This is a genomic window from Cellulomonas iranensis NBRC 101100 = JCM 18110 (assembly GCF_001552375.1).
In the GTDB taxonomy this organism is placed as follows: domain Bacteria; phylum Actinomycetota; class Actinomycetes; order Actinomycetales; family Cellulomonadaceae; genus Cellulomonas; species Cellulomonas iranensis.
This window is the reverse complement of sequence record NZ_BCRB01000009.1, coordinates 52,590-73,626: the sequence shown is the minus strand read 5'-3', so window position 1 is coordinate 73,626 and position 21,037 is coordinate 52,590. Positions and strand designations below refer to the sequence as shown.

Genomic DNA, 21,037 nt, shown 5'->3' with positions numbered 1-21,037 from the left:
GCGGGTGCGCCGGCCGCGACGCCGAGCAGCGCGGCGGCGGCGAGCGTGACGAGGGCGCGCCGGGGGGCGCGCGTGCGACGGGCGGTCGGGGCCGGGCGGTCGGTCGGGGCCGGGCGGGTCATGCGGTCTCCTCGGTGACACGGGCGGGGGCGGCGGCGGACGCCGCGCGGACGGGCAGCACCAAGAGCTCGGGGAGCCCGTCGTCCGTGGTGCCGGGGCGGTGCCAGACGTCGACGGGGTGCTCGTACACCTCGGTGAGCAGCGCGGCGGTGAGCACGTCGTGCGGCGGCCCGTCGGCGCGCACGCGGCCGGTCGCGAGGACGACCACGCGGTCGGCGTAGGCCGCCGCGAGCGTGAGGTCGTGCAGCACGACGACGACCGCGGCCCCGGCGCGCGCGGCGGCGCGGGCCCGCGCGAGCACGGCCTCCTGGTGCCGCACGTCGAGCGCGGCGGTCGGCTCGTCGAGCAGCAGGACGTCGCCCTGCTGCGCGAGCGTGCGCGCGAACGCGACGCGCGCCTTCTCGCCGCCGGACAGCGTGGGGAACGTGCGCGGCGCGAGGTGCGCGACGTCGGCGTCGGCCATGGCCCGCGCGACGACGGCGTCGTCCTCGGCCGCGCGAGGCGTGCCGCGCCACGGGTGGCGACCCATGGCCACGACGTCGAGCGCACGGAACGCGAACGACACGCGCGCCTCCTGCAGCATGACCGCGCGTCGCCGCGCGAGGTCGACGAGCGGCTGCCGCCGCAGGTCGACGCCGTCGAGCAGCACGCGTCCCGCGTCGGGCCGGGGGTCGCCCGACAGCACCGCGAGCAGGGTCGACTTGCCCGCGCCGTTGGGCCCGACGAGCGCGACGAGCTCGCCGCCGCGCACGTCCAGGTCGACGTCGTCGAGGACGACGGACGGGCCGTACGCGACGCGCACGCCGCGCGCCGCGAGCCGCGCGCTCACGCCCAGCCCCCGGCGGCGCGGCGCGTGCGGCGGATGAGCCAGAAGAAGAACGGGCCGCCGACGAGCGCGGTGAGCATGCCGATCGGCAGGTCGGCGTAGGGCACGGCCGTGCGCGCGACGAGGTCGGCGCCCAGCAGCAGCGTCGCGCCGCCCAGCGCCGAGGCGGGGACGAGCACGCGGTGCCCGGGCCCGACGACCATGCGCACGACGTGCGGCACGACGAGCCCGACGAACGCGATGACCCCGCAGAACGCGACGGCCGCGGCGGTGAGCACGGCGACGACCACGACGACGACCAGCCGCAGCCGCTCGACGTCGACGCCGAGGTGCCGTGCGGGCCGCTCCCCCAGCGCGAGCAGGTCGAGCCGCCGCGCGAGCAGCACGGCCGCGACGAGCCCCGTGACGACGAGCGGCGCGACGACCGCGACGTACGCCCAGCGCGTGCCGTTGAGGCTGCCGAGCTGCCAGAACACGATCTGCTCGCGCGCCTGCGTGTCGCCCAGGAACGTGAGGAACGCGACGGCCGCGCCGCCGACGGCGTTGACGGCGACGCCGGTGAGCACGAGGGTCACGACCTCGGTGCGACCCGCCTCGCGTGCGGTCGCGTAGACCACGAGCGTCGCGGCGAGGCCACCGGCGAACGCGAGCAGCGCGACGGTCCACGACCCGGCGAACGTCCACCCTGTGACGATGACGAGGCACGCGCCGACGGCCGCGCCGGACGAGACGCCCACGACGCCCGGCTCGGCGAGGGGGTTGCCGAACACGCCCTGCATGACGGTGCCGCCCGTCGCGAGCGCGGCGCCGACGAGCACGGCCATGACGACGCGCGGGAACCGGACGGTCCACAGCGCGGCCTCGCCGTGCGCGTGCGCGGGCAGCGGCCCGACGTCGAGCCCGAGGCGGTGCAGCACCGAGCCGAGCACCTCGGCGGGCGGCACGTGCAGCTGCCCGGTGCCCGCGGCGACGACCGCGAGGACCAGCAGCGCGGCGCCGAGCCCGGCGAACAGCGCGACGCGACGGACCGCCCGGGGACGGGCGGGGACGGTCCCGGGTCCGCGCGGCACGGTTCCCGCGGCCTCGGGAGCCGCGGCGGGCGCGGAGGGTGCGGAGGGTGCGGGCGACGTGGCGGAGGGCGTCGCGGCGCGCGCGTCGACGCTCACGCCGCGTCCTCGCCCGGCGCGTACAGCGCGACCGCGAGCGCGTCGAGCACGTCGGCGGTCGCGGGCCCGAACGACAGCACCTGCGCGTCGGCCATGTCGACGACCCGGCGGTGCTCGCCCGCGGGCGTCGAGGCGATCGCGGGGAGCCGCTCGAGCAGCCCGTCGACGCCGCCGACGGACGCGAGGCCGTCGGTCATCATGAGGATGACGTCGGGCGCGGCGGCCACGAGGCCCTCGTCGTTGAGCGGGCGCATGCCCTGCCAGCCGATCTCCCGGGCGACGTCGACGCCGCCGACCGCCTCGACGAGCGAGTCGGCGCCCGAGCCCTCGCCGAACAGGTAGTAGACGCCGGCCTGGCCGCGCGCGTAGAGGAACATGATCCGCAGGCGCTGCGCGGGGTCGGCCGGCGCGACCGCGGCGATCTGCTCGACCTTCGCGTCGATCTCGCCCTGCGCGCGCTGCGCGAGCCGCTCGCCCGCGTCGGCGACGCCGAGCGCGGCCGCGACCTGGCGCACGAGGTCGCCGACGCCCGCGACGTCGCGGTGCGCGTCGACGACGACCACGGGGATGCCCGCGTCGCGCACCTGCAGCACGACGTCCCAGGGTCCGAGGGTCGTGTCGGTGACCAGCACGGTGGGCGCGAGGTCGAGGATCGCCTCGGCCGACAGGTCGTGACCGCCCGACGTGACGAGCGGTCGGTCGGCGATCTCGGCGAACCCCGAGGACACGTCGCGGCCGACGACGTGGTCACCGAGCCCGAGCTCGAAGACCGTGCGCGACAGCGTGCCGTGGACGTCGAGCGCGAGGATCCGGCTGACGTCGGCGACCGTGACGGAGGTGCCCTGAGCGTCGGTGACGGTCACGGGCAGCGCGGGCACCGGGTCCTCGACGACGGGACGCACGGCGGCGTCGGCGACGACGGCCGTCGCGGGCCCCTCGAGGGTGCGCGGGTCGTCGACCGGGGTGACGTCCGCGAGGCGGCGTCCGCCGTCGGGGACGCCGGTCGCGGCCGCGGTGCCGTTCGAGCACGCGGCGCTCACCGCGACGAGCAGCGCGGCGAGGGCCGCGAGGGACGCTCGGGTCGCACGCGTGCGCACGCCGGCCACCGCCTTCGAGGAGAGGGGATCGACGCCCACGCGTCGGTGAGGGAACCTAACCTAGGTGAGCCTCACCTATCAAACCGGTCCCGAGGCGTGGTGGGACGCACGTCCTGCACCGCACGACCGTGCGCGCGGACGACGACGCCCGGGCACCCTCGCGGGGCACCCGGGCGGTCGGTCGGTGCGGCTCAGTCGGCCGCGACGTCGAGCGCGAGCAGGTCGTCCACCGTCTCGCGGCGCACGAGCACGCGCGACTCCCCCGCCGTGACCGCGACCACGGGCGGGCGCGTCAGCAGGTTGTAGTTCGAGGACATCGAGCGCCCGTACGCGCCCGTCGCGGCGACCGCGAGCAGGTCACCCGCGCGCACGTCGCCCGGGAGCCGGACCTCGTGGACCACGACGTCGCCGCTCTCGCAGTGCTTGCCGACCACGCGCGCCAGCACCGGCGCGGCGTCCGACGTCCGCGACACGACCTCGGCGTGGTAGTGCGCGCCGTACAGCGCGGGGCGGATGTTGTCGCTCATGCCGCCGTCGACCGACACGTACGTGCGCACGCGCCCGTCCTCGAGGCGCACGGGCTTGACCGTGCCCACGGTGTACAGCGTGAGCCCGGCGGGCCCGACGATCGCACGGCCGGGCTCGATCGACAGGCGCGGCAGCGGCTGCCCCAGGTCGCGGCACGCGTCGGCCACGGCCTGCGCGACCTCCTTCGCGATGCGGTCCGGGTCGAGCGGCACCTCGCCGGGCAGGTAGGCGATGCCGTACCCGCCGCCCAGGTCGACCTCGTCGACCAGCACGCCCGTGCGGGCGTGCAGCTCGGCGCGCAGCGCGAGCACGCGCTGCGCCGCGACCGCGAACCCCGACGGGTCGAGGATCTGCGAGCCGATGTGCGAGTGGATGCCGAGCAGCCGCAGCTCGGGACGCGCGACGACCCGCAGCAGCGCCGTCAGGGCGGGGCTGTCGCCGCCGGGCACGGCCGCGAGCGACAGCCCGAACTTCTGGTCCTCGTGCGCGGTCGAGATGAACTCGTGCCCGCCCGCGTGCACGCCCGTGGTCACGCGCACCATCACGGGGGCGGGCGCACCGCCGTCGCCGCGGTGCGCGCGCACGAGGTCCGCGAGCCGGTCGACCTCGACGAGCGAGTCGACGATGATCCGCCCCACGCCCGTGTCGAGCGCGGTGCGCAGCTCGTCCTCGGACTTGTTGTTGCCGTGCAGGCCCAGGTGGGCGCCCGGGACGCCGGCCGCGAGCGCGACCGCCAGCTCGCCGCCGCTCGCGGTGTCGACGCGCAGCCCCTCGGCGTGCACCCAGCGCGCGACCGCGCGCGTCAGCAGCGCCTTGCCCGCGTAGTAGACGTCGACGCCCGTGCCGACCTGCGCGCACGCGGTCTCGAACGCCGACCGGTACGCACGGGCCCGGGCCCGCAGGTCCGCCTCGTCCAGCACGTAGGCGGGCGTGCCGTGCGTCGCCGCGAGGTCGCGCACGTCGACGCCCGCGACCCGCACGGCCCCGTCGGTGCCGCGCACGACGCCCGTCGACCACGGCAGCCCGAGCGGCGTGCCGCCGTCGGCGGTCGCCCCGTCGCGCGTCACATGCGCTCCGGCGCGCTCACCCCGAGCAGCGCGAGCGCGTTCGCGAGCACCTGGCGCGTCGCGTCGTTGAGCCACAGCCGCGTGCGGTGCGCGTCGGTGAGCTCCTCGTCGCCCCACGGCACGACGCGACGCTTCTGGTCGTACCACTTGTGGTACGCCCCGGCGACGTCCTCGGCGTACCGCGCGACGCGGTGCGGCTCGCGCAGGTCGGCCGCCTGCGCGACGACCCGCGGGAAGTCCGCGAGCAGGCCCAGCAGCACCCCCTCGGAGTCGTGGTCGAGCAGCGACGCGTCGAACCCGTCCTCGCGACGCACGCCCGCCTCGGCCGCGTTGCGGGCCACCGCGGCGGTGCGCGCGTGCGCGTACTGCACGTAGAACACGGGGTTCTCGTTGGTGGCCTTGGCCAGCAGGTCGAGGTCGAGGTCGATCGGCTGGTCCGACGACGAGCGCGACAGCGCGTAGCGCGCGGCGTCGACGCCGACCGCGTCGACGAGGTCGTCGATCGTGAGGACCGTGCCCGCGCGCTTGGACATGCGCACGGGAGCGCCGTCCTTGACGAGGTTGACCATCTGGCCGATGAGCAGCTCGAGGTTGACGTGCGGCGTGTCGCCGAAGGCCGCGCACACGGCCATCATGCGGCCCACGTACCCGTGGTGGTCGGAGCCCAGCATGATGAACACGCGGTCGAAGCCGCGCTCGCGCTTGTCGAGGTAGTACGCGATGTCGCCCGCGATGTACGCGGCCTCGCCGTCCGACTTCACGATGACGCGGTCCTTGTCGTCACCGAAGTCGGTCGTGCGCAGCCACGTCGCGCCGTCGGCCTCGAACACGTGCCCCGCGTCCCGCAGGCGCGCGATCGCGCGGTCGACCGCACCCGACTCGTGCAGCGAGTCCTCGTGGAAGTACACGTCGAAGTCCACGCCGAAGTCGTGCAGCGACTGCTTGATCTCGGCGAACATCAGCTCGACGCCGCGCGCGCGGAACGCCTCGCGCGCCTCGTCGTCCGGGAGCGTGCGCGGGTCGGGCTCGCCGGCCGCGAGCGCGTCGGCCACGACCTGGTCGGCGATCTCGGTGATGTACTGGCCGCCGTAGCCGTCCTCGGGCGCCTCGAGGCCCCGCGCGCGCGCCACGAGCGAGCGCGCGAACTTGTCGATCTGCACGCCGTGGTCGTTGAAGTAGTACTCGCGGGCCACGTCGGCGCCCGACGCCTGCAGCACGCGCGCGAGCGCGTCGCCGACCGCCGCCCAGCGCACGCCGCCGATGTGGATCGGGCCCGTCGGGTTCGCGGACACGAACTCGAGGTTGACGCGCACGCCCGCGAACGTGTCGTTGCGCCCGTACGCCTCGCCCTGCTCGACGACGCCGCGCGCGAGCTCGCCCGCGGCGGCCGCGTCGAGGCGGATGTTGAGGAACCCCGGTCCTGCGATCTCGACGGCCGCGATGCCCGGCACGTCGGCGAGTCGACGCGCGAGCTCCTCGGCGAACGCGCGCGGGTTCGTGCCCGCCTTCTTGGCGAGCTGCAGCGCGACGTTCGTCGACCAGTCGCCGTGCTCGCGCTGGCGGGGTCGCTCGATGTGCACACGGGCCGGGATCGCGGCCGGGTCGAGGGCGAACGTGCCGTCGTCGACGGCGTGCACGAGAGCGCCGCGCAGTGCGTCGGCGAGCTGGTCGGGAGTCACCCTCCCAGGGTAGGGGAACCGCCGGGGCGCACAGCCCGGCGTTCCGCCCGTCGACCCCCGTCCGCGACGCGCCGCCGACACCCCGGGGCCGCGGGACTGGTCCCTCGGTCGTCGGACGTGTTGACTCGGGCAGGGGCGCCGCGGTCGTCGCAGCCGGCGGCACCCCCCTGGACACGAGGAGACACCGCCCATGGCACGACGCACGGGACTGATCGACACCGCCGTCGAGGCGCTGCGGTCGCGCATCAGCTCGGGCGAGTGGGCCGTGGGCTCGCGCATCCCGCCCGAGCCGGCGCTCGTCGAGCTGCTGGGCGTGGGCCGCAACACCGTGCGCGAGGCCGTGCAGTCGCTCGTGCACGCCGGCCTCGTGGAGCGCCGCCAGGGCTCGGGCACGTACGTGCTGTCGCGCTCCGAGATGGCCGTGACGATGGGCCGGCAGATCGCCGACGCCCGGCAGCGCGACGTCGTGTCGGTGCGCCGCGCGCTCGAGATGGAGGCCGCGCGGCTCGCGGCCCGCCGCCGCACCGCGACCGACGCGTCCGACCTGCTGGCCAAGCGCGACGCGCGCGCCCGCGCGTACGAGGGCGGCGACCTCGACGCGATGGTCGCGACCGACCTCGAGCTGCACCGGTCCATCGTGCGGACCTCCGGCAATCCGGTGCTGCAGTCGCTCTACGACAACCTGCTCGAGGCCATCGGCGACAACATCCGCTTCAACTTCGTCACCGACTCGCACGCCGACGACGCGCACGACTCCCTGGTCGAGGCGATCGTCGCGGGCAACCCCGAGCGCGCCGCGAGCGAGACCAGCGCGTACCTGTCGGGACTGCTCGAGGACGCCTGACGCGCGCACCCGTCCACGGGTCGGAGCACCCGCCCGCGGGCTGGTAGTCTCGGTGCTCGCTGCGCGCCCGTAGCTCAGCGGATAGAGCGTCTGCCTCCGGAGCAGAAGGTCGAAGGTTCGAATCCTTTCGGGCGCACCTAGAGGTGCAGGTCAGGCCCCCACGGGGGCCGGCGTGCCAGACACGTGCCAGATCGGCTCGTGGTTGGCACGCCTGACCGCGCATCGAGTGGCACACCTAGCGACCTAATGTGACGCATCCCGAGTGCCGAACTCACTGCGTGAGACGATCCCAACCGCGCCCGGGTGACATGGCTCCAGAGTCACGGTGGCTCTGGGGGTTCTCCCTCGGAGCAGCGCTGCTCCTCGCGTGGTGGACCCTCCGCTCGACGTCGTTGCCCGCCTACTCCTTTCTCCTGGCGCTCGCAGCAGTAGCCGTCGCGTTCGCGTGGCCGGCCGGAGCGGGGTGGCCACGGTTCGTCTGCGCTGCCATCCTCGCGTTCAACGGAGGCGCGTTCACCCTGGTCTCATCGCTGACCCTGGGCACCCTCCTCGGGCGGGGGCAGGTGGAGCTCGGGGAGGGTGACGGTAGGTGGCTGGCTGCTCTGGGAGTCGCCGCGCTCGTGTCCGCCTTCGCCTCGCTGTTCGCGCAACACCGAGGCGAGCGGACCGCGTCCGCACTAGCAGCAGCGCGGCACGCCGAGCTGGTTGCTGAGATCCGCGCCTCACGGCTGACGCATGCCCGGCTGCCGGCACGCGATCTCGCACTGCTCGTGGCCGCCGCACTCATCCTCCGCGGTGCCGAGGGGAGTCGGCGCCGGCGATAGCGCAGAGCCAGCCCTGGTCGGTGCGTGGCGACGTGGTCCTGCGGGCTTGCGCACGGCGGTGGTCACGTCGTTGCCGGCGGCCCCGTGACGTCAGGGTCGCTGCGCGAGCACCCGCGCCTTCGCGAGCCGTTCGGCGATCTTGTCCGGAACCGGGTGAGCCCCGAGGGAGGCCACGTACGCCTCGAGCACCTGAACCTCGCCGGCCGCGTCCTTGACCTTGCGCAGGATCACGGCCGCCTGTTCGGTGGGCCAGACGGTCGGGGGTTCGTCGAGAGCAACCGCGACCCTCGCGGCCGCCGCGATGCACTCCCGCAGCAAGTCGAGAGCCTCCTCGTGCCGGTCCTGTCGCTTGAGCTCGCTGATAGCGCCGCGATGGGTCGCCCACCACTGCCCACGGACCTGGCCGACCCTGCGTGACGCCTCGTCACGGACCTGCGCCTCTCGCCGAGCAACACGCTCAGCCCGGAAGTCCCGCTCCGGTGATCCCTCACCGTCGAAGACCAGCGTCACTCGCGCGCGCCACTCACCGTCCTCGTTGCTGCCCCACACGCGGGCCGGCGTCGCCGCGACCGCACCACGCGGCACCTTGCGGCACTGGTGGCCGACACCGGCGGCGTCCTCGGATGGCACGTACGCGACGTGGTGGCCCTCGATCACGACCTTGACCGCGTGCCGGTCGTGCTTGTTCGTCGGTTCGGGCACGAGGTGGGCGGTGGCCATCTTGACGCCACCCTCCGGCATGCCCCACTGGGCGAAGAGGCGACCTACCGCCGGTCGGCGATAGTTCTCGCCGACCGCCTCGATGCTCTCTCGACCCTCGCACACGAGAACCTCGCCGGACCGGTCCACGAAAGTGTGATCCGCTGACGGCGGCGCACCGCGAGCAGGTGCTGCCTGAACGGCTCGAGGCGTGGGCTCGGTCCTCTTGTCACGCCGCAGGAAGTCGAGGAGTCCCATGCGAGCAGATCGGCACCGCCCCACGCGCTCTTGAGGGTTGTGGGTGGCGCGCCCGAGCCGAGCCGAGCCGAGCCGCAGGACGATGCTCCGCATGACCACCCGACTCATGACCGTCCGCGACGTCACTCGGCCGCGGTCGACGAGTTCAACGCAGTGCCAGGAGCACGGGCGCCCCGCCTTGAGAGCGGTCACCGGTAGCGCGCGGCGAAGCGCGGCCGCGCCTGACGCAGTGCCTCGAACTTGACTCGCTCCTTCGGGTGGAGCAGGAAATCGACGCCGTGGACGAGCGCGTCAAGTCGGTCAGGGGACTTCTCCCCGCGGCTCCCGGTCCACGACGTCAGCTCCTCCTCGAGGTACATGAAGTGCAGGGGGTCATTCGGGTGCCGCACGTGCTTGATCTGCCCGCGCTCGTACATCAGCCGCACCGGCTGGGCGCGGATCCACTTCCCCGAGCTGGGACCCGAGGGGTGGACGGTGTGGATGGGTCGCGGCCGCGGCACGCCCACGTCCCGCAGCGCCATCAGGGTGTCGATCCGTGCGGCTTCGTTGACGCGTCCACGGGACGCCTGACGGATCGCGTCGACACGCTCACCGGTGAGCTCACCGGCCAGCCGGCGCGGGTCGCGCATCCAGGCGGTCGCGAACCCGGGCCACGCCGACTGCAGCGTGTGCTCGACCATCTGCCCGCCCTGGTTGTTCTCCACGACGATCGCGCTGGCCCGGTAGGCGTACACGGCGGCCCAGACGGTGAATGCCCACTCCTCCGGGGTGCCCTTGAGGCTGTGGTCGCCGAGCACGTAGACCTTCCCGTCGTAGCCGCGGGCGACGACGGAGATCCCGGTGAGGTCGGAGTTCTCCCCCGTCGACACAGCTGGGTCGACGGCGACGACTCGGGCCGCGGAGTCGAGCATCTCGAAGACCTCGCCCAGGTTGGTCCCGCACGCTTCGACGGCGGCCCGGGTGATGAGCGCGCCGTCGGCCTCGTCGAGGATCTCCCCCTCCAGCTCCTGACGGGCGAGCGACGTCCCTGCGAGCGGATCGATGACCTCGGCCTTGAACTCCTCGGAGAGGTTCGCGAGATTGTCCCGGGTCGGTCCACGGGTGATGACCGTCGACTTGCGCTGTGTGATGCCGGCGAGCTCGGGCTTTCGTTCGGCGAGCGTCTCGGGAACCTTCAGCAGCGCGACGTTCCGCGGCGTCGTGGCGACGACCACGCGGGTGCGGTAGTCGGAAGACCACCCCTCCTTCGCGGGAAGACGCAGCCCGAACATGAGGTTCGACCAGGTCGTGTCCCTCGCCGTGCCCTTGTGGGCGTCGAACCACGCTGCTGCTTCGTCGCACCACGCGAAGTGGTGCTGAGGGCCGCGTAGCTGCCGTGGCTTCTCGGACGAGTACACCTTGAACCGTGAGCCGTTCGCGAGGAACAGCTCGCCCAGCGACCGGTTCCACGCCGAGTCCTGGGTTCCACCGCGCAGCTCGACGTCGTCCAGCACATCGAGCAGGCCCGACATGCCTTCGACCATCGTGTCCCGCCCGTCGGCGAAGGTCGCTGCGACGAGCGCGATGCGAGCGCCGGGGTATCGACGGGCCAGATCGGCGACGTACTCGGCAGCAGCACGCGTCTTGCCCCAACCGCGGCCGGCGAGGATGAGCCACGTCTGCCAGTCCCCCGTCGGAGGAAGCTGCTCAGGCCGAGCAACCCGCTCCCACCGCCCCTTGCGCGACGAGGAGGCTTCGTTGGCCCACGCCCTGACGTCCCACCGGTGCAGCACGTCAGCCACGGTTGCCTCCGAAGGTGTTCCGCTGCTGGCGGGTGCGGTCCCCGTACAGCCCGAGAGAGTCGGCGTTCACGACATACGCCTTCTGCACCGTCACCGGGGAGTACCGCTCGTGCGTCGACGACACCGGGACAGTCACGACCTGCGGGATGCCACCGTTCGCGAACCCGCCCAGGTAGCGGCCCATCGCCTCCCGCACACCACCCACACCCGCCGTGCGGGCGATGCGGTTCATCATGTGCACGAAGTCGGGGCCCACGGCGCGGGTCCACTCCGGGCGCATGATCGCCTCACCACCCGAGACACCGATGTACCCGACGTCCCGGCCTGGGGTGTACCCCGGGAAGATGCCACCCGTCGCGTAGCCGCGTGTGGGCCCGCCGGGGACCCGGAACGACCCGTCAGCGAAGGGCTGGTACCGGGAGGCATCCGAGAACCCGGCCATGAACGAGAGCCCGAACTTGTGCCCCACGTTGTAGATGAGCTGCGGGTCCTGCCCGAGCGCGTTCGCGATCTCCTGGACCGTGCTCGCCGACCCCTCCTTCGCGGCGATCTGCATGCCGAGGACCAGGTTCGCGCCGAGATCCAGCCCGGGAGCCTCGAGGACGGACTGGTTCACCCGTGCCTGTGCCGCGATCTCGCTCGAGAGGGCGTCGATCGTCGTGCGGGCCTCGTTCGTGAAGTCGATGAGCGACGGATCGCCCAGGAGCGCCTTGCGCGTGTCCACCGAGCCCTCGGGGCCGGCGGCGATGATCGCTGCGAGGTCCGTGGCGTTGAGCCCCTGTGCGGTGAGGGTCTCGATGTCCGCCTTGAACGTTCGGGCCGCTTCGATCAGGTCGTTCGCCTTCTTCTTGTACTGCTCGACGGGGTCCCGGCGCGCCTCAACGCCACGCAGCTCCTCGGTCGCAGACGCGAGCGCCTCACGGGCCTCCCGGGCCGCGTCGTCGGCCTTGACCTTGTCGTTCGCCGACACCTTCTTCCGCGCGTACGTGTCCTCCCGGTCGGCCTCCTCGTTGCGGACCTTCCGCGTGGCCTCGGCGACCCTCTCGCGCGCCGTCGCGAGGTCTTCGTCCGTCGCGAGGTCGAGGTCGAGCGTCCCGTAGCTGATCTGCGAGGCCTTGCGCGCTGCGTCCGCCTGCGCGTCGATCGCCTTCTGCTGCTCCTCGGCCCACACACGCGTCGCGGCGGTGTACTGCTGCGTCTTCGTGGCTCCCTCATCGAGGTTCGCGTTCTGAGCCTTGTCGACGCGGTTCTTGGCCTCCACCAGCCGGCGGGCGTTCTTGAGCCCGTTCGCCTGGTCGTCGAGGTACTTGCGGAACCGGTACGCCTCGTGGTCGGCGGTGATCGACCACATGTTCGCGGCCTCGTACTCGTCGGCGGCCTTCTTCGCCTCGGCGAGTGCCGTGGCGTTGCCCTCGTACGCCTGCGTCAGGGTGTCGATCGAGACACCGATCTTGTCGGCCATCTCGACCATCGTGGACATGCTGCCGATACCCGCGAGGCCGAACGACTTCTCCTTGGCGAGCTCGTTCTGGATCCACGCGTCGGTGTTCCCCGTGAGGGCGCCGGTCTGCTCGTCAAGCGTGCCTGCGAGCTCCTCGGCACGCGCCCGGGCCTCGGCGTTCGCAGCGACCAGTGCGCCGATGACCACTGTCAGTCCGGTGACCGCGAGCCCCACGGGACCGCCGAACGCGCCGACGAGAGCGCTGCCCGCAGAACGCGCCGCGGGCCCAAGTGCGGACATGCGGGCTCGGGTGACGCTCATCTCACGGCCGAGCGCGACCTGCCGGTCCAGCGCCAGCCCGACGTTCCCCTGGTAGGTACGCCACAGTGACGACTGCTTGAGCCACGCGGCCTTGGCACGGCCCTCCACGTTCAGTCTCCGGAGCGCCACGGTCGCGGCCACGAACGCGACGGTGGATGCCTGCACGGGCGCCGGCAGCGCGTTCCACGTGTCCGCGGCCTGGCGGACGGAGCCCATGCCGTCGGTCGCGGTGCGCATGAGCGCCGTGTATGCGGGGATCAGCGACTCGACGAGCTCGGCGGACATGTTCCGGAACGCGGACTTCGCTGAGTCCGTGGTCGCGGTCAGCCCGCCTGCGCCCTTGATCTGCTCCATGAGGCCGCCCATGGCGACCGTGGTGCCGTTGATGCCGCTCGTGCCGTCGTTGATCACGGTGCGCAGATCGCTGAGCGCACGGTCGGCGGGGATCAGGCCGTCGGAGACCATCGTTTGGAACTCCGCCGACGTCACCCCGGCCAGGTTCGCCATGCCCGCCAGGGCGGGCACGCCTGCCTCCTGGAGGCGGAGCATCGTCTCGCCGGTGAGCTTCCCGACGCTGCTGACCTGCCCCAGAACGCTCGCGAGCTGCTGGACGCGCTCGATGCCACGGCCCTGCGACGCGGCCGCGTCGCCCAGTGCTCGCAGCGTCGGGATGACCTCGGTGGCGTTCACGTTCATCGCGAGGAGCTGCTGCGCGGACTCCGTCAGCTCGGGGAACGAGAACGGCGTCTGCTTGGCGAAGTCCAGGATGTCCGCCAGGAACGACTTCGCCCTGTCAGCACCGCCCAGGAGGTTGCCGAGCGCGATCTCGCTGTTCTGGGAGAACTCGTGGAACCCCCGCCCGGCGTCCCAGACCTGCTTCGCGAGGACCGCGAGACCGCTGAACCCAGCAAGACGCCCCAGGCTGCGGCCCACCCCGGTGAGCGAGGTCTGGGTCCTGGCCGTAGCGCGCTCGACCTCGTCGGCCGAGTCACGGGAAGCCCTCGCGGCCTGACGTTCGGCGGCCTCGACGCGGCGCATGTACTCGTCGAACGACGTCGCCCGCGTCTTGTTCGCCCGGGCCGTACGGGACGTCTCGCCCTGCAGCGACTCCGTCGACCGGGTGGACGCAGTCGCGGCGCGGTTCAGCGCCTCGGTCGTCGTGTTCGTGAACTGCTTCACCAGCGCGGCAGCAGCGGCGAGCTCCTGCCGCAGCGACGACGTGTCGCCGGTCAGCCGGACTCCGAGCGTGTAGGCATCTCCCAGGCTCATCGGCGCCCGCTCAGGCCCGCCCGGACACGTTCAGCCACAGCGTGCGCCCGTCACCGAAGTCGATCACCGCGGGGTCGCTCTTGCCCGCGAGGTACACGAGGTCAGCCACCCGCAACGGCGGCACCTTGCAACCAGCTCGGCTGCGGGCGGCCGCGACCACGTTGACGGCCTGCGCGAGGCGCTTGAGCTCTCCCGCGCGCTCGTCGAGCTGGGCCACGAGTCGACGCGTCTCCTCGAGGATCTCCTCCTCGCGGAGCCGGGCAGCGTCGATGATGTCGTCGCCCGCCGCGTCGACAGCCGCCGCGAGTCGCCACTGTGCCGCCTTGAGGTCGCGCCGGAACTGCTCCACCTCGGCCGGCGTCAGGTCGTCGTCCGGCGGCAGGGCCGCCGTGTCGCCCTTCCGGCTGCGCAGCTGCCGGTACCACTCGCGGTGTGCCGCCTGGCGCTTCTTGCGCTCCTCTGCCGCGGCCGTCGTGGCGACCCGAACAGCCTGCGCTGCCTTCTTCACGCCGGGTGCACCCAGAAGCACGGCGTGCGTGATCTGCGGGTCCGGGTTCACCTTCAACGAGAGTGCCGACATCACACCCACCCCTTCCAACTCGTGTCATGCGTCGAACCACCTGGAGGCGCGCTCGGGTAGCGCCTCTCGAACTCCTCCGCGCCGGCGGCGCCCGGCCGGGCGGCGCCTGCCCCAGCCGACTTGGGATCGCGCGAACCCGAACCCGCGGGGCCAGACACACCCTCCGCGAGACCACTGGCAGCAGGCGTCGCACCCGCATACAGCGGGCGGAACACCTCGGCGAAGCGAGCACCGGGCGATGGCGCGGCACCCTCGACCTTCCGCAGTGCGTCGTCGAGCTGCTGGGCGTCGCGAGCGACGCGCTCGGCGAAGGTGCGACCCGCCGGCGAGTCATCAGGCAGCGCGCTCGGGTATCGCTTCCGGAACTCGCGGTTCCCGCGCGCCCCGACCTCCGCAGCGGACAGCGGCTCGAACGGCCCGGGCACCTCGCGCATCACCCACGCGACGGCGGCGTGCACGTCGCCGCCGTGGGTTCGCGCGTATGCGTGCGCCAGGCGTATGAGCCCGCCCCGCAGGCTCGCGTCGCTGAGCGCACCGAACGCCGCGGTCACCACCTGACACCGTCCTGTGCCTGGTGCGCGGCAGGGCGCAGCACGGCGAGGCTGTCACGCAGGATCCGTCGCATGATCGACGATCGCGACTCCATCCCGCGTGCCGCGTCGAGCGTCGCGACGAACTCCGGTGTGACGCGGCAGTGCAGCGTGACCGTGCGCGCTGTCTCTTCGTCGGGGGTCCTGGTCATGGGCCGGAGGATGACCAGGGGGGTGTCACACGTTGAACGCGTTTCGCCTCGCCTGGCCGTCAGCAGCAGTGAGATCCAGCCGCCTTGCCGAGCGTGTCGGATCACCCCGCACTGGGCCTCGAGCGACCACACATCATGCGGCCCCGAGGTGCTCGAAGAAGACGAACACTAACTAGCGCGGTGCAGGTACTGAACTGGGTCGATACGGTTCCGCTCCCGCCGAGTCGCACGGTCACCGGCAGCCACGACTCGCATCAGCACGCGAAGCAACCACAGCATGCGCACTAGGGCGTGTGCAATCAGGAGGACCGCAAGGGCGAACATCGCCGTACCGGCTCGCCCGAACTCGAGCAGAACCGACAGCGCCGCTCCGGCAGCAAGCGCAGCGGACACGATGGACGATCCGATCACCGACATCCAGTTGCGCGTCAGGGGCTCTCGTCCGTCACTCCGGAAGTCGAGGAACTTCTCGGACTGAGTGTCGAGGCCGAACACGATCACGACTCCGGCGAACCCAGCACCAACGGCAGCGACGCCCGCGACGCCGAGGTACAGCGAGACGACGGAGTCCAGCCTCTCCGGGGCACGCAACAGCGCGAAGAAGTCCACCGCTGGCCACAGCCAAGCAGCGAAGGTGTACAGGACAGCGATGATGATGAGACCGCCAGTGACCAGCGCAGGACGATCCTTGATCCTCCACACAACCGCTACCTACCCCTCGGGCTCGTCCGACCCCTCATCCTCGGGGTGCTCGAGACCGTGTCGGAACGGTCCGAACGTGTCGGTCATCGCCTGCAACACTAGCGAGGGGGTCCGACTCGCGGCGCTGTCTTCGATCATCGGGACCCGCATCACGACCTGGTCCCGAAGGAAGTTCACCGGTTCACGAGACCCGCCACTACCTCTCGCCGCATCCTTGATGAGGGTCGCCCGAGCCTGAGTGACTCCGGGTATCGACAGGTTCTTCTCGAGCTCGCGCGCGTACGCCTCCGCGACCCCATCATCGGGCGTTGCCCGACCAAAGCTGATCTCCACGTCCACCGAGACACCACCGCCCAGTTGGTCTTCCACCGACCGCAGAGCCCGCTCGATCACGCTGCGCTCGTTCCCCGCCTCCCCGCGGAGAGCGCCGGGGTCGTACTTGAGACGCAGTTTGCTCACACCGAGCGCGCCACGGAGTCTCTCAAGCGCGTCTCCGCGTACGTATGGGCGCAGCTCGAAACTGTCCCCTGTCTCATGGCAGCGCAGGACATGCGCCACCCACCGCTCGAACGCTTCGAACGTTGGCCCCCCTGACGTGCGGTAGATCGCGACGTAGCTCGTCCCCGCCACAGGGACGGCGTAGAGAGGCTCCACCAGGTCACCCGGCACATCGAGCGGCGTCTCGTCGTCAATGTCTGAGGCTGCGTGGTCCGGAAAATCCGACCGCCATCGACGCTTTCCTACGTACAGGTAGTCAACCGCGGGCGACTTCTCGGTCCTCGCCGAACCGCCATATCGGATGCCGCGGAACGAGTAGCGGCGTTCATTCAGCGGGAGATTCGCGACGTGCCGATGCAGAACCTGCCAGAAGTCGCTTCCCCACTCGTGCACCGAACCGTCCGGGTGAAGGAGGATCGCCTCCATGAAGTAGACCGGCTTCTTGTCGCTCACCACTACCCCCGTCACCATGCCGTCACTTGCTGGCAAGGTAGCGGTTCCGCGGCGTCTCCGTGGCGAGTTGGGGAGACACATGGCAACGAACAGCGCTCGGTGCCCGCCCCGCAGCCTTGGCCTGCTACGGGCTTTGGGTTCACATGCCCCTGACCTGCGTCGACGCTCGAACCTGCCGCGAAGCCAGTCGAGAACTTCACCCTTCGAAGAAGTGTTCGATCCTTCGCTCAACGGCACCGGTCAGCACGCGAGCCTAGGGCCGAACGTCGCACCGTTCCGCAACACCCCATCCACGACGCCGCGGGTTGGCTTCGAGCCCAACCACCTCTTCGGCCGCCGCCAGGCCGACCCTCCCCCGCCTCAGCGCGCCCCACACCCCGCTCGGCAGGTCGAGGAGGCGCAGTCGCCGGTCGACGAACGCCTTCGGGACGCGCACCCGCTGACTGATCCGTGTCGACGTCAGCCCGGCGGCCGTCAGCGCGCCGAACAGCCTTGCGACCTCGAGAGGCGTCAGGTCGAGCCGGTGCAGGTTCTCCCTCGCTATCAGGCTCAACCGGTCGGCGTCGGACCTCAGGTCGGCCCGCACGATGGCGGGCACAGTCTCGAGGCAGGCCATGGTTGCGGCCATCGCACGGCGTCGACCCGCGAGCAGGACCCAGTCGTCCGCGGCCGGCTCGCCGCTCCCCGGGCACGGACGCCCTGAGCTCTCGTGCTGCTCGACGACCCCGCTGCCGTGGCGTCGCCGTCGGAGCCCGCAGTCAGCGCACTTGCCAGTCGAGAGCCAACGTGTCCCGGGCGCGACGATCACCGGCTCGATGACTCCGTGCGCGGCGACGTCTGCGACGAGGGCGTCGAGGTTGCCGAGGTCGGACCGCGGGTGCCCCGGGTGGACGCTCATCGAGCTGAGCGGGATCTCGCGCATCGTCTCCACGGGGCGGAGGTTGCCCCGTGGTGTGCCAGCCTGCCCGAGTCGCCGCGACAGGCGGATCGGTAACCGCGCTACACAGAGCCGAACCGTCGCGCGATATCGCTCACCTCTCGCGGGCATCCCCTCAAGGCACTCGGTGACGAAGCCGACGAACAGGGAGAGACCCGCCCGACGCGAGGAGCGCTCCATGAGCACTGAAGGACCACCCACAGGCTGGTACCCAGACCCCGCAGGCGCCACAGACACCGAGCGCCGGTGGGACGGCACCGAGTGGACCAACGACACCCGCCCGGCGAGGCGACCCGACGCCGCATCCGCCACGACGGCGGCCACGACGACCCCGGCGATCGGCGTCTCCAGCGTGGATGCCGTCCAGACGATTGACGAGCCCCGGCGACAGGTTCCGCGGCGGGCTCTCCTCATCGGTACCGCAGTCTTGGCGGTCGCCGCCGTCGCGACCGTCGCGGTGGTTCTGCTGAACCGGCCATCACGCCTCGAGGCTGCCTTCGACGAGTGCGGCATGGACGAGCGCGTCGGCGCACGCCTCACCGACGGCGGCAAGACCGTCATCCTCGACCACGAAGGAGAAGACGACTCCCCCGGCCTGGACATCATCGAGGTCGCCTGCTTCACGGTGGCGCTCGGTGTCCCCGACAGCATCAACGCCCGCATGGACTCGACACGGGCACTCGACGGCCGGCAGGACGCTGAGTTCGACGACATCACCGTCTCGTGGTCCTACCACCCCGACACCGGCATCGACATGATCTTCGAGGAGCCCTGAGGGAGCACGTCGACGACCGCCCTCGTGACTCAAGGGGAAGCACTGAATGTATGAGCTCGCCGGACCCTGACGGCGCTACACAACCTGAGGACGCTCCTGCCGAGCCAAAGCTGCACCGCCCTGGCTCGGCAGGGCCCGCGGATCAGCCCTTGTCAGCGCACCACTTGCACTTGCGGTTGCCGCCCGTGCCCGACAGCCGGTTCCTCGCCGGGATCTGCTGCCCCGTCGGGCACTCGTCCCTGTCGTGGTAGACGTCCGGGTCGCTCGGGTTGCTGGAGTGGTACGCGCCAACCTTCACCATCATCGGCTCCTCACCTCGCGTGGGGACCCCATTGCCCCCGACAAGGCGAAGGTAGCGCTGACGCGGCAGCGTCCGGGCCAGATCCGGCACATGAGCACGAGGCGCCCCGTCCGGCCGTTTGCCTTGACCTGCTGGTCCTTGGTGGACACACCGAGCCCCGCACGTGCCCCGTGGCTCTCAGACCGGGACTCGTTGACGTCACGCACCTTCCTCAGCGACGACGTCGATGTTGACCGACTCAAGCGGGATGTCGAGGCCGGCGGCGACGAGTTCGCGGGCCGCATCCTCGGCGTCACTGAGCCGGCACGCCTGCGTCACGCCGACACCGGGAACGACGATGGTCCACCAGCGCCCGTCCTGGGTCACCGTGGCGGTGTAGGAGCTGCTCAACGGGCCTCCCTGGTCACAGCATCGTGGTCGAGCGACTTCAGGACGCTCGCGACCGTCGAGGCGTACCAACGCGCACCGCCCCTCGCAGTGTGGATCTGGTCGGCGTTGAGGCCGTCAGCGATCGCCTGCAACGTGGCGCCACCAACTCGCTCCGACGCTACCCGCGCACGAACCTCAGCCGGAAGAGTGACCGGCCGGCCCAGACGGACACCCGCAGCGCGCTTGGCCGCGAGCGCGTCACGGGTCCGGGCCCGTATGAGGTCTCGCTCGAGCTCCGCCGCCCCGGCCATGACGGTGGTCATGAACCGGCCGTGCGCCGTCGTCTGGTCGACGGTCCCATCCACGGCGACGATGGACCAACCCTGACGCTCGGCGAGCGCGCAGAGCCCCAGGAGGTCGAGGGTGCGCCGGGCGATGCGGTCCGACTTCGCGACGAGCAGCACACCGGACCGCGCCGCACCCAGGGCCACGAGGGCCTCAGCGAGCGCGGGCCGGTCAGCCGGGGCGACGGACCCCGACACCCCGGCGTCGACATGCCACCCGTCGATCGACAGTCCCGCACGGGCTGCGTGCGCCTCGATCGCGGCACGCTGGGCATCGAGCCCGGCTCCACTGTCAGCCTGCTCCGTCGTACTCACGCGGACGTACGCGATGCACGGGCTGTGGAGTTGGGAGCGTGGTCGCCGGGCCATGCGTTTACAGTAAACGGTCGTTTCCTGTACAGGGAGACGCCGAACGGGTGCACTGCGCACCTCCCTCAGAGGCCGTCAGCGCGGCGACGCTTGAGGAAGCGACGAAGCCCCTCCGCCCTCTCCGCCTCCGTCGGCGCGTGCTCGAAGGTCACAACCGCGTGCTCCACCCACGGCTCTGAAGCCCGGTGCGCCGCGGCCAACGCCTCGACGACGATCTCCCGCAGCGTCACACCCACGACGCCCCCACCCCCTCGAGGTAGACCAACGCCGCCTGAGGCGACCGAGCCTCCCCGACCGTCACGGCCGCGTACGCCTCCGCGAGCATCCCCGCGACCTGCGCGAGCTCGTCCACCGTCAGCCCGTACAGCGCATCCGACGTCGCACCGCCCACGGGACCACCAGCGATCCGCGCCGCGATCACCCGATGAAACGCCCTGATCGTCCGCTGTTCCGAGCTCACGACTCGTCTGCCTTCGTCAGTTCGAGCACCTGCGCCAGCGGGAGCGGCGACGAGTCCCCCGCCTGCACCCGCTCCACCGCCGCGGCCACCGTCTGTCGCACAACGGCGGCATCCGCTTCCAGCCCGAACGCCGCCAGCGTGAGCACCACCACGGCACCGAGGTCCGCCTGCTCCCGCTCTGCCAGCTGCAGCCGACGCTCATCAAGGCCGGCGTCCTGGACCAACTTCGCCATCCGCCCCGACGACTCGGCGGCCGCACGGATCTCCTTCAGCAGCACGGGGTCCGCGCCGTCCTGCTCCGCGGCCAACGCCTCAAGGCGCTGCAGGGTGTCGTCCAGCGAACGTGAGCCAGCGAGCAGCCGCTCAGCCGGCGTCCGCTCCTCGACCTCCCCGTAGGCCTGCGCCCGGATCCGCATGACGCGAGCCTCCTGGTTAGCCCGCACCGCGGCAGTGGCCCCGTGCCACTTGCACACCCCACCGCCGAGAACCATCTGCCCGCAGCGCTGCCCCGTCCGCTTCGACGTGGCCGTGCACTGCGACGACAGCCTGAGGCTGCTCATGAGGTCGCCCCCCTCATGAGGTGACGC

Annotated in this window: 22 protein-coding genes and 1 tRNA gene; 3 read left to right on the top strand and 20 right to left on the bottom strand. The window is 71.9% G+C overall.

The genetic code is table 11. The features are described 5' to 3' along the window. Positions 1–118: 118 nt before the first annotated feature. The 5 genes from CS2_RS03100 to argS form a co-directional block, all read right to left on the bottom strand. A complete protein-coding gene (locus CS2_RS03100; RefSeq protein ID WP_070318837.1) occupies positions 119–949 on the bottom strand; it encodes a heme ABC transporter ATP-binding protein in 831 nt (276 codons plus the stop codon). Beyond that, entirely contained in the window at positions 946–2,016 is a 1,071-nt protein-coding gene (locus CS2_RS03095) for a FecCD family ABC transporter permease (RefSeq protein WP_070318852.1), read from the bottom strand. The genes CS2_RS03100 and CS2_RS03095 overlap by 4 nt, the downstream gene beginning before the upstream one ends. Before the next feature lie 92 nt (positions 2,017–2,108). Then, positions 2,109–3,248 carry a heme/hemin ABC transporter substrate-binding protein gene (locus tag CS2_RS03090; protein ID WP_217997355.1) on the bottom strand — a complete coding sequence of 380 codons (1,140 nt, stop codon included), beginning with the start codon at positions 3,246–3,248 and terminating at the stop codon, positions 2,109–2,111. A 152-nt stretch (positions 3,249–3,400) separates the two neighbouring features. Then, entirely contained in the window at positions 3,401–4,804 is a 1,404-nt protein-coding gene (lysA, locus tag CS2_RS03085) for a diaminopimelate decarboxylase (protein ID WP_070318836.1), read from the bottom strand. Next, complete coding sequence (argS, locus tag CS2_RS03080; RefSeq protein WP_046527773.1) at positions 4,801–6,483, bottom strand: arginine--tRNA ligase; 1,683 nt, start codon at positions 6,481–6,483, stop codon at positions 4,801–4,803. The genes lysA and argS overlap by 4 nt, the downstream gene beginning before the upstream one ends. Positions 6,484–6,673: 190 nt before the next feature. Between argS and CS2_RS03075 the strand changes: the two genes are divergently transcribed. Together CS2_RS03075 and CS2_RS03070 are read left to right on the top strand one after the other, a co-directional pair. Beyond that, entirely contained in the window at positions 6,674–7,327 is a 654-nt protein-coding gene (locus tag CS2_RS03075) for a FadR/GntR family transcriptional regulator (protein WP_046527772.1), read from the top strand. Positions 7,328–7,390: 63 nt separating this feature from the next. Next, positions 7,391–7,463 (top strand) — tRNA-Arg (locus CS2_RS03070). A gap of 778 nt (positions 7,464–8,241) precedes the next feature. Here the strand turns inward: CS2_RS03070 and CS2_RS03060 are convergent. From CS2_RS03060 to CS2_RS03020, 9 genes are all read right to left on the bottom strand, one after another. Beyond that, complete coding sequence (locus CS2_RS03060; protein ID WP_070318834.1) at positions 8,242–9,000, bottom strand: HIRAN domain-containing protein; 759 nt, start codon at positions 8,998–9,000, stop codon at positions 8,242–8,244. A 296-nt stretch (positions 9,001–9,296) separates the two neighbouring features. After that, on the bottom strand, positions 9,297–10,889 hold the full coding sequence (locus CS2_RS03055; RefSeq protein WP_082739716.1) for a phage terminase large subunit family protein: 1,593 nt from the start codon (positions 10,887–10,889) through the stop codon (positions 9,297–9,299). Next, a complete protein-coding gene (locus CS2_RS03050) occupies positions 10,882–13,920 on the bottom strand; it encodes a tape measure protein (RefSeq protein WP_070318832.1) in 3,039 nt (1,012 codons plus the stop codon). Before CS2_RS03050 ends, CS2_RS03055 begins: the two co-directional genes overlap by 8 nt. A gap of 10 nt (positions 13,921–13,930) precedes the next feature. Further along, positions 13,931–14,500, bottom strand: coding sequence for a hypothetical protein (locus CS2_RS03045; RefSeq protein ID WP_156441975.1), 570 nt, complete (start codon positions 14,498–14,500; stop codon positions 13,931–13,933). Next, positions 14,500–15,051 carry a hypothetical protein gene (locus CS2_RS03040; RefSeq protein ID WP_156441974.1) on the bottom strand — a complete coding sequence of 184 codons (552 nt, stop codon included), beginning with the start codon at positions 15,049–15,051 and terminating at the stop codon, positions 14,500–14,502. Before CS2_RS03040 ends, CS2_RS03045 begins: the two co-directional genes overlap by 1 nt. Continuing rightward, entirely contained in the window at positions 15,048–15,242 is a 195-nt protein-coding gene (locus CS2_RS18735; RefSeq protein WP_156441973.1) for a hypothetical protein, read from the bottom strand. Before CS2_RS18735 ends, CS2_RS03040 begins: the two co-directional genes overlap by 4 nt. 168 nt (positions 15,243–15,410) lie before the next feature. Next, positions 15,411–15,944 carry a hypothetical protein gene (locus tag CS2_RS03030; protein ID WP_070318828.1) on the bottom strand — a complete coding sequence of 178 codons (534 nt, stop codon included), beginning with the start codon at positions 15,942–15,944 and terminating at the stop codon, positions 15,411–15,413. A gap of 9 nt (positions 15,945–15,953) precedes the next feature. Further along, a complete protein-coding gene (locus CS2_RS03025; protein ID WP_156441972.1) occupies positions 15,954–16,895 on the bottom strand; it encodes a hypothetical protein in 942 nt (313 codons plus the stop codon). A 253-nt stretch (positions 16,896–17,148) separates the two neighbouring features. After that, positions 17,149–17,817 carry a ParB/RepB/Spo0J family partition protein gene (locus tag CS2_RS03020; protein ID WP_082739714.1) on the bottom strand — a complete coding sequence of 223 codons (669 nt, stop codon included), beginning with the start codon at positions 17,815–17,817 and terminating at the stop codon, positions 17,149–17,151. A 193-nt stretch (positions 17,818–18,010) separates the two neighbouring features. Here CS2_RS03020 and CS2_RS18730 point away from each other — a divergent pair, with 193 nt between their 5' ends. Further along, entirely contained in the window at positions 18,011–18,607 is a 597-nt protein-coding gene (locus CS2_RS18730) for a DUF2510 domain-containing protein (RefSeq protein WP_156441970.1), read from the top strand. A gap of 142 nt (positions 18,608–18,749) precedes the next feature. Here CS2_RS18730 and CS2_RS18725 read toward each other — a convergent pair whose 3' ends face one another. From CS2_RS18725 to CS2_RS02995, 6 genes are all read right to left on the bottom strand, one after another. Continuing rightward, positions 18,750–18,911, bottom strand: a complete 162-nt coding sequence (locus CS2_RS18725) for a hypothetical protein (RefSeq protein ID WP_156441969.1) — start codon at positions 18,909–18,911, stop codon at positions 18,750–18,752. Positions 18,912–19,106: 195 nt separating this feature from the next. Beyond that, positions 19,107–19,298 carry a hypothetical protein gene (locus tag CS2_RS03010; RefSeq protein WP_070318824.1) on the bottom strand — a complete coding sequence of 64 codons (192 nt, stop codon included), beginning with the start codon at positions 19,296–19,298 and terminating at the stop codon, positions 19,107–19,109. After that, positions 19,295–19,990 carry a recombinase family protein gene (locus CS2_RS03005; protein ID WP_070318823.1) on the bottom strand — a complete coding sequence of 232 codons (696 nt, stop codon included), beginning with the start codon at positions 19,988–19,990 and terminating at the stop codon, positions 19,295–19,297. The genes CS2_RS03010 and CS2_RS03005 overlap by 4 nt, the downstream gene beginning before the upstream one ends. Before the next feature lie 65 nt (positions 19,991–20,055). Further along, positions 20,056–20,226, bottom strand: coding sequence for a hypothetical protein (locus CS2_RS18720; protein ID WP_156441968.1), 171 nt, complete (start codon positions 20,224–20,226; stop codon positions 20,056–20,058). Beyond that, on the bottom strand, positions 20,217–20,381 hold the full coding sequence (locus CS2_RS03000) for a hypothetical protein (RefSeq protein WP_156441967.1): 165 nt from the start codon (positions 20,379–20,381) through the stop codon (positions 20,217–20,219). The genes CS2_RS18720 and CS2_RS03000 overlap by 10 nt, the downstream gene beginning before the upstream one ends. A 65-nt stretch (positions 20,382–20,446) precedes the next feature. Beyond that, positions 20,447–21,010: a hypothetical protein gene (locus tag CS2_RS02995; RefSeq protein ID WP_070318821.1), complete on the bottom strand. Its 564-nt coding sequence runs from the start codon at positions 21,008–21,010 to the stop codon at positions 20,447–20,449. Positions 21,011–21,037 lie beyond the last annotated feature (27 nt).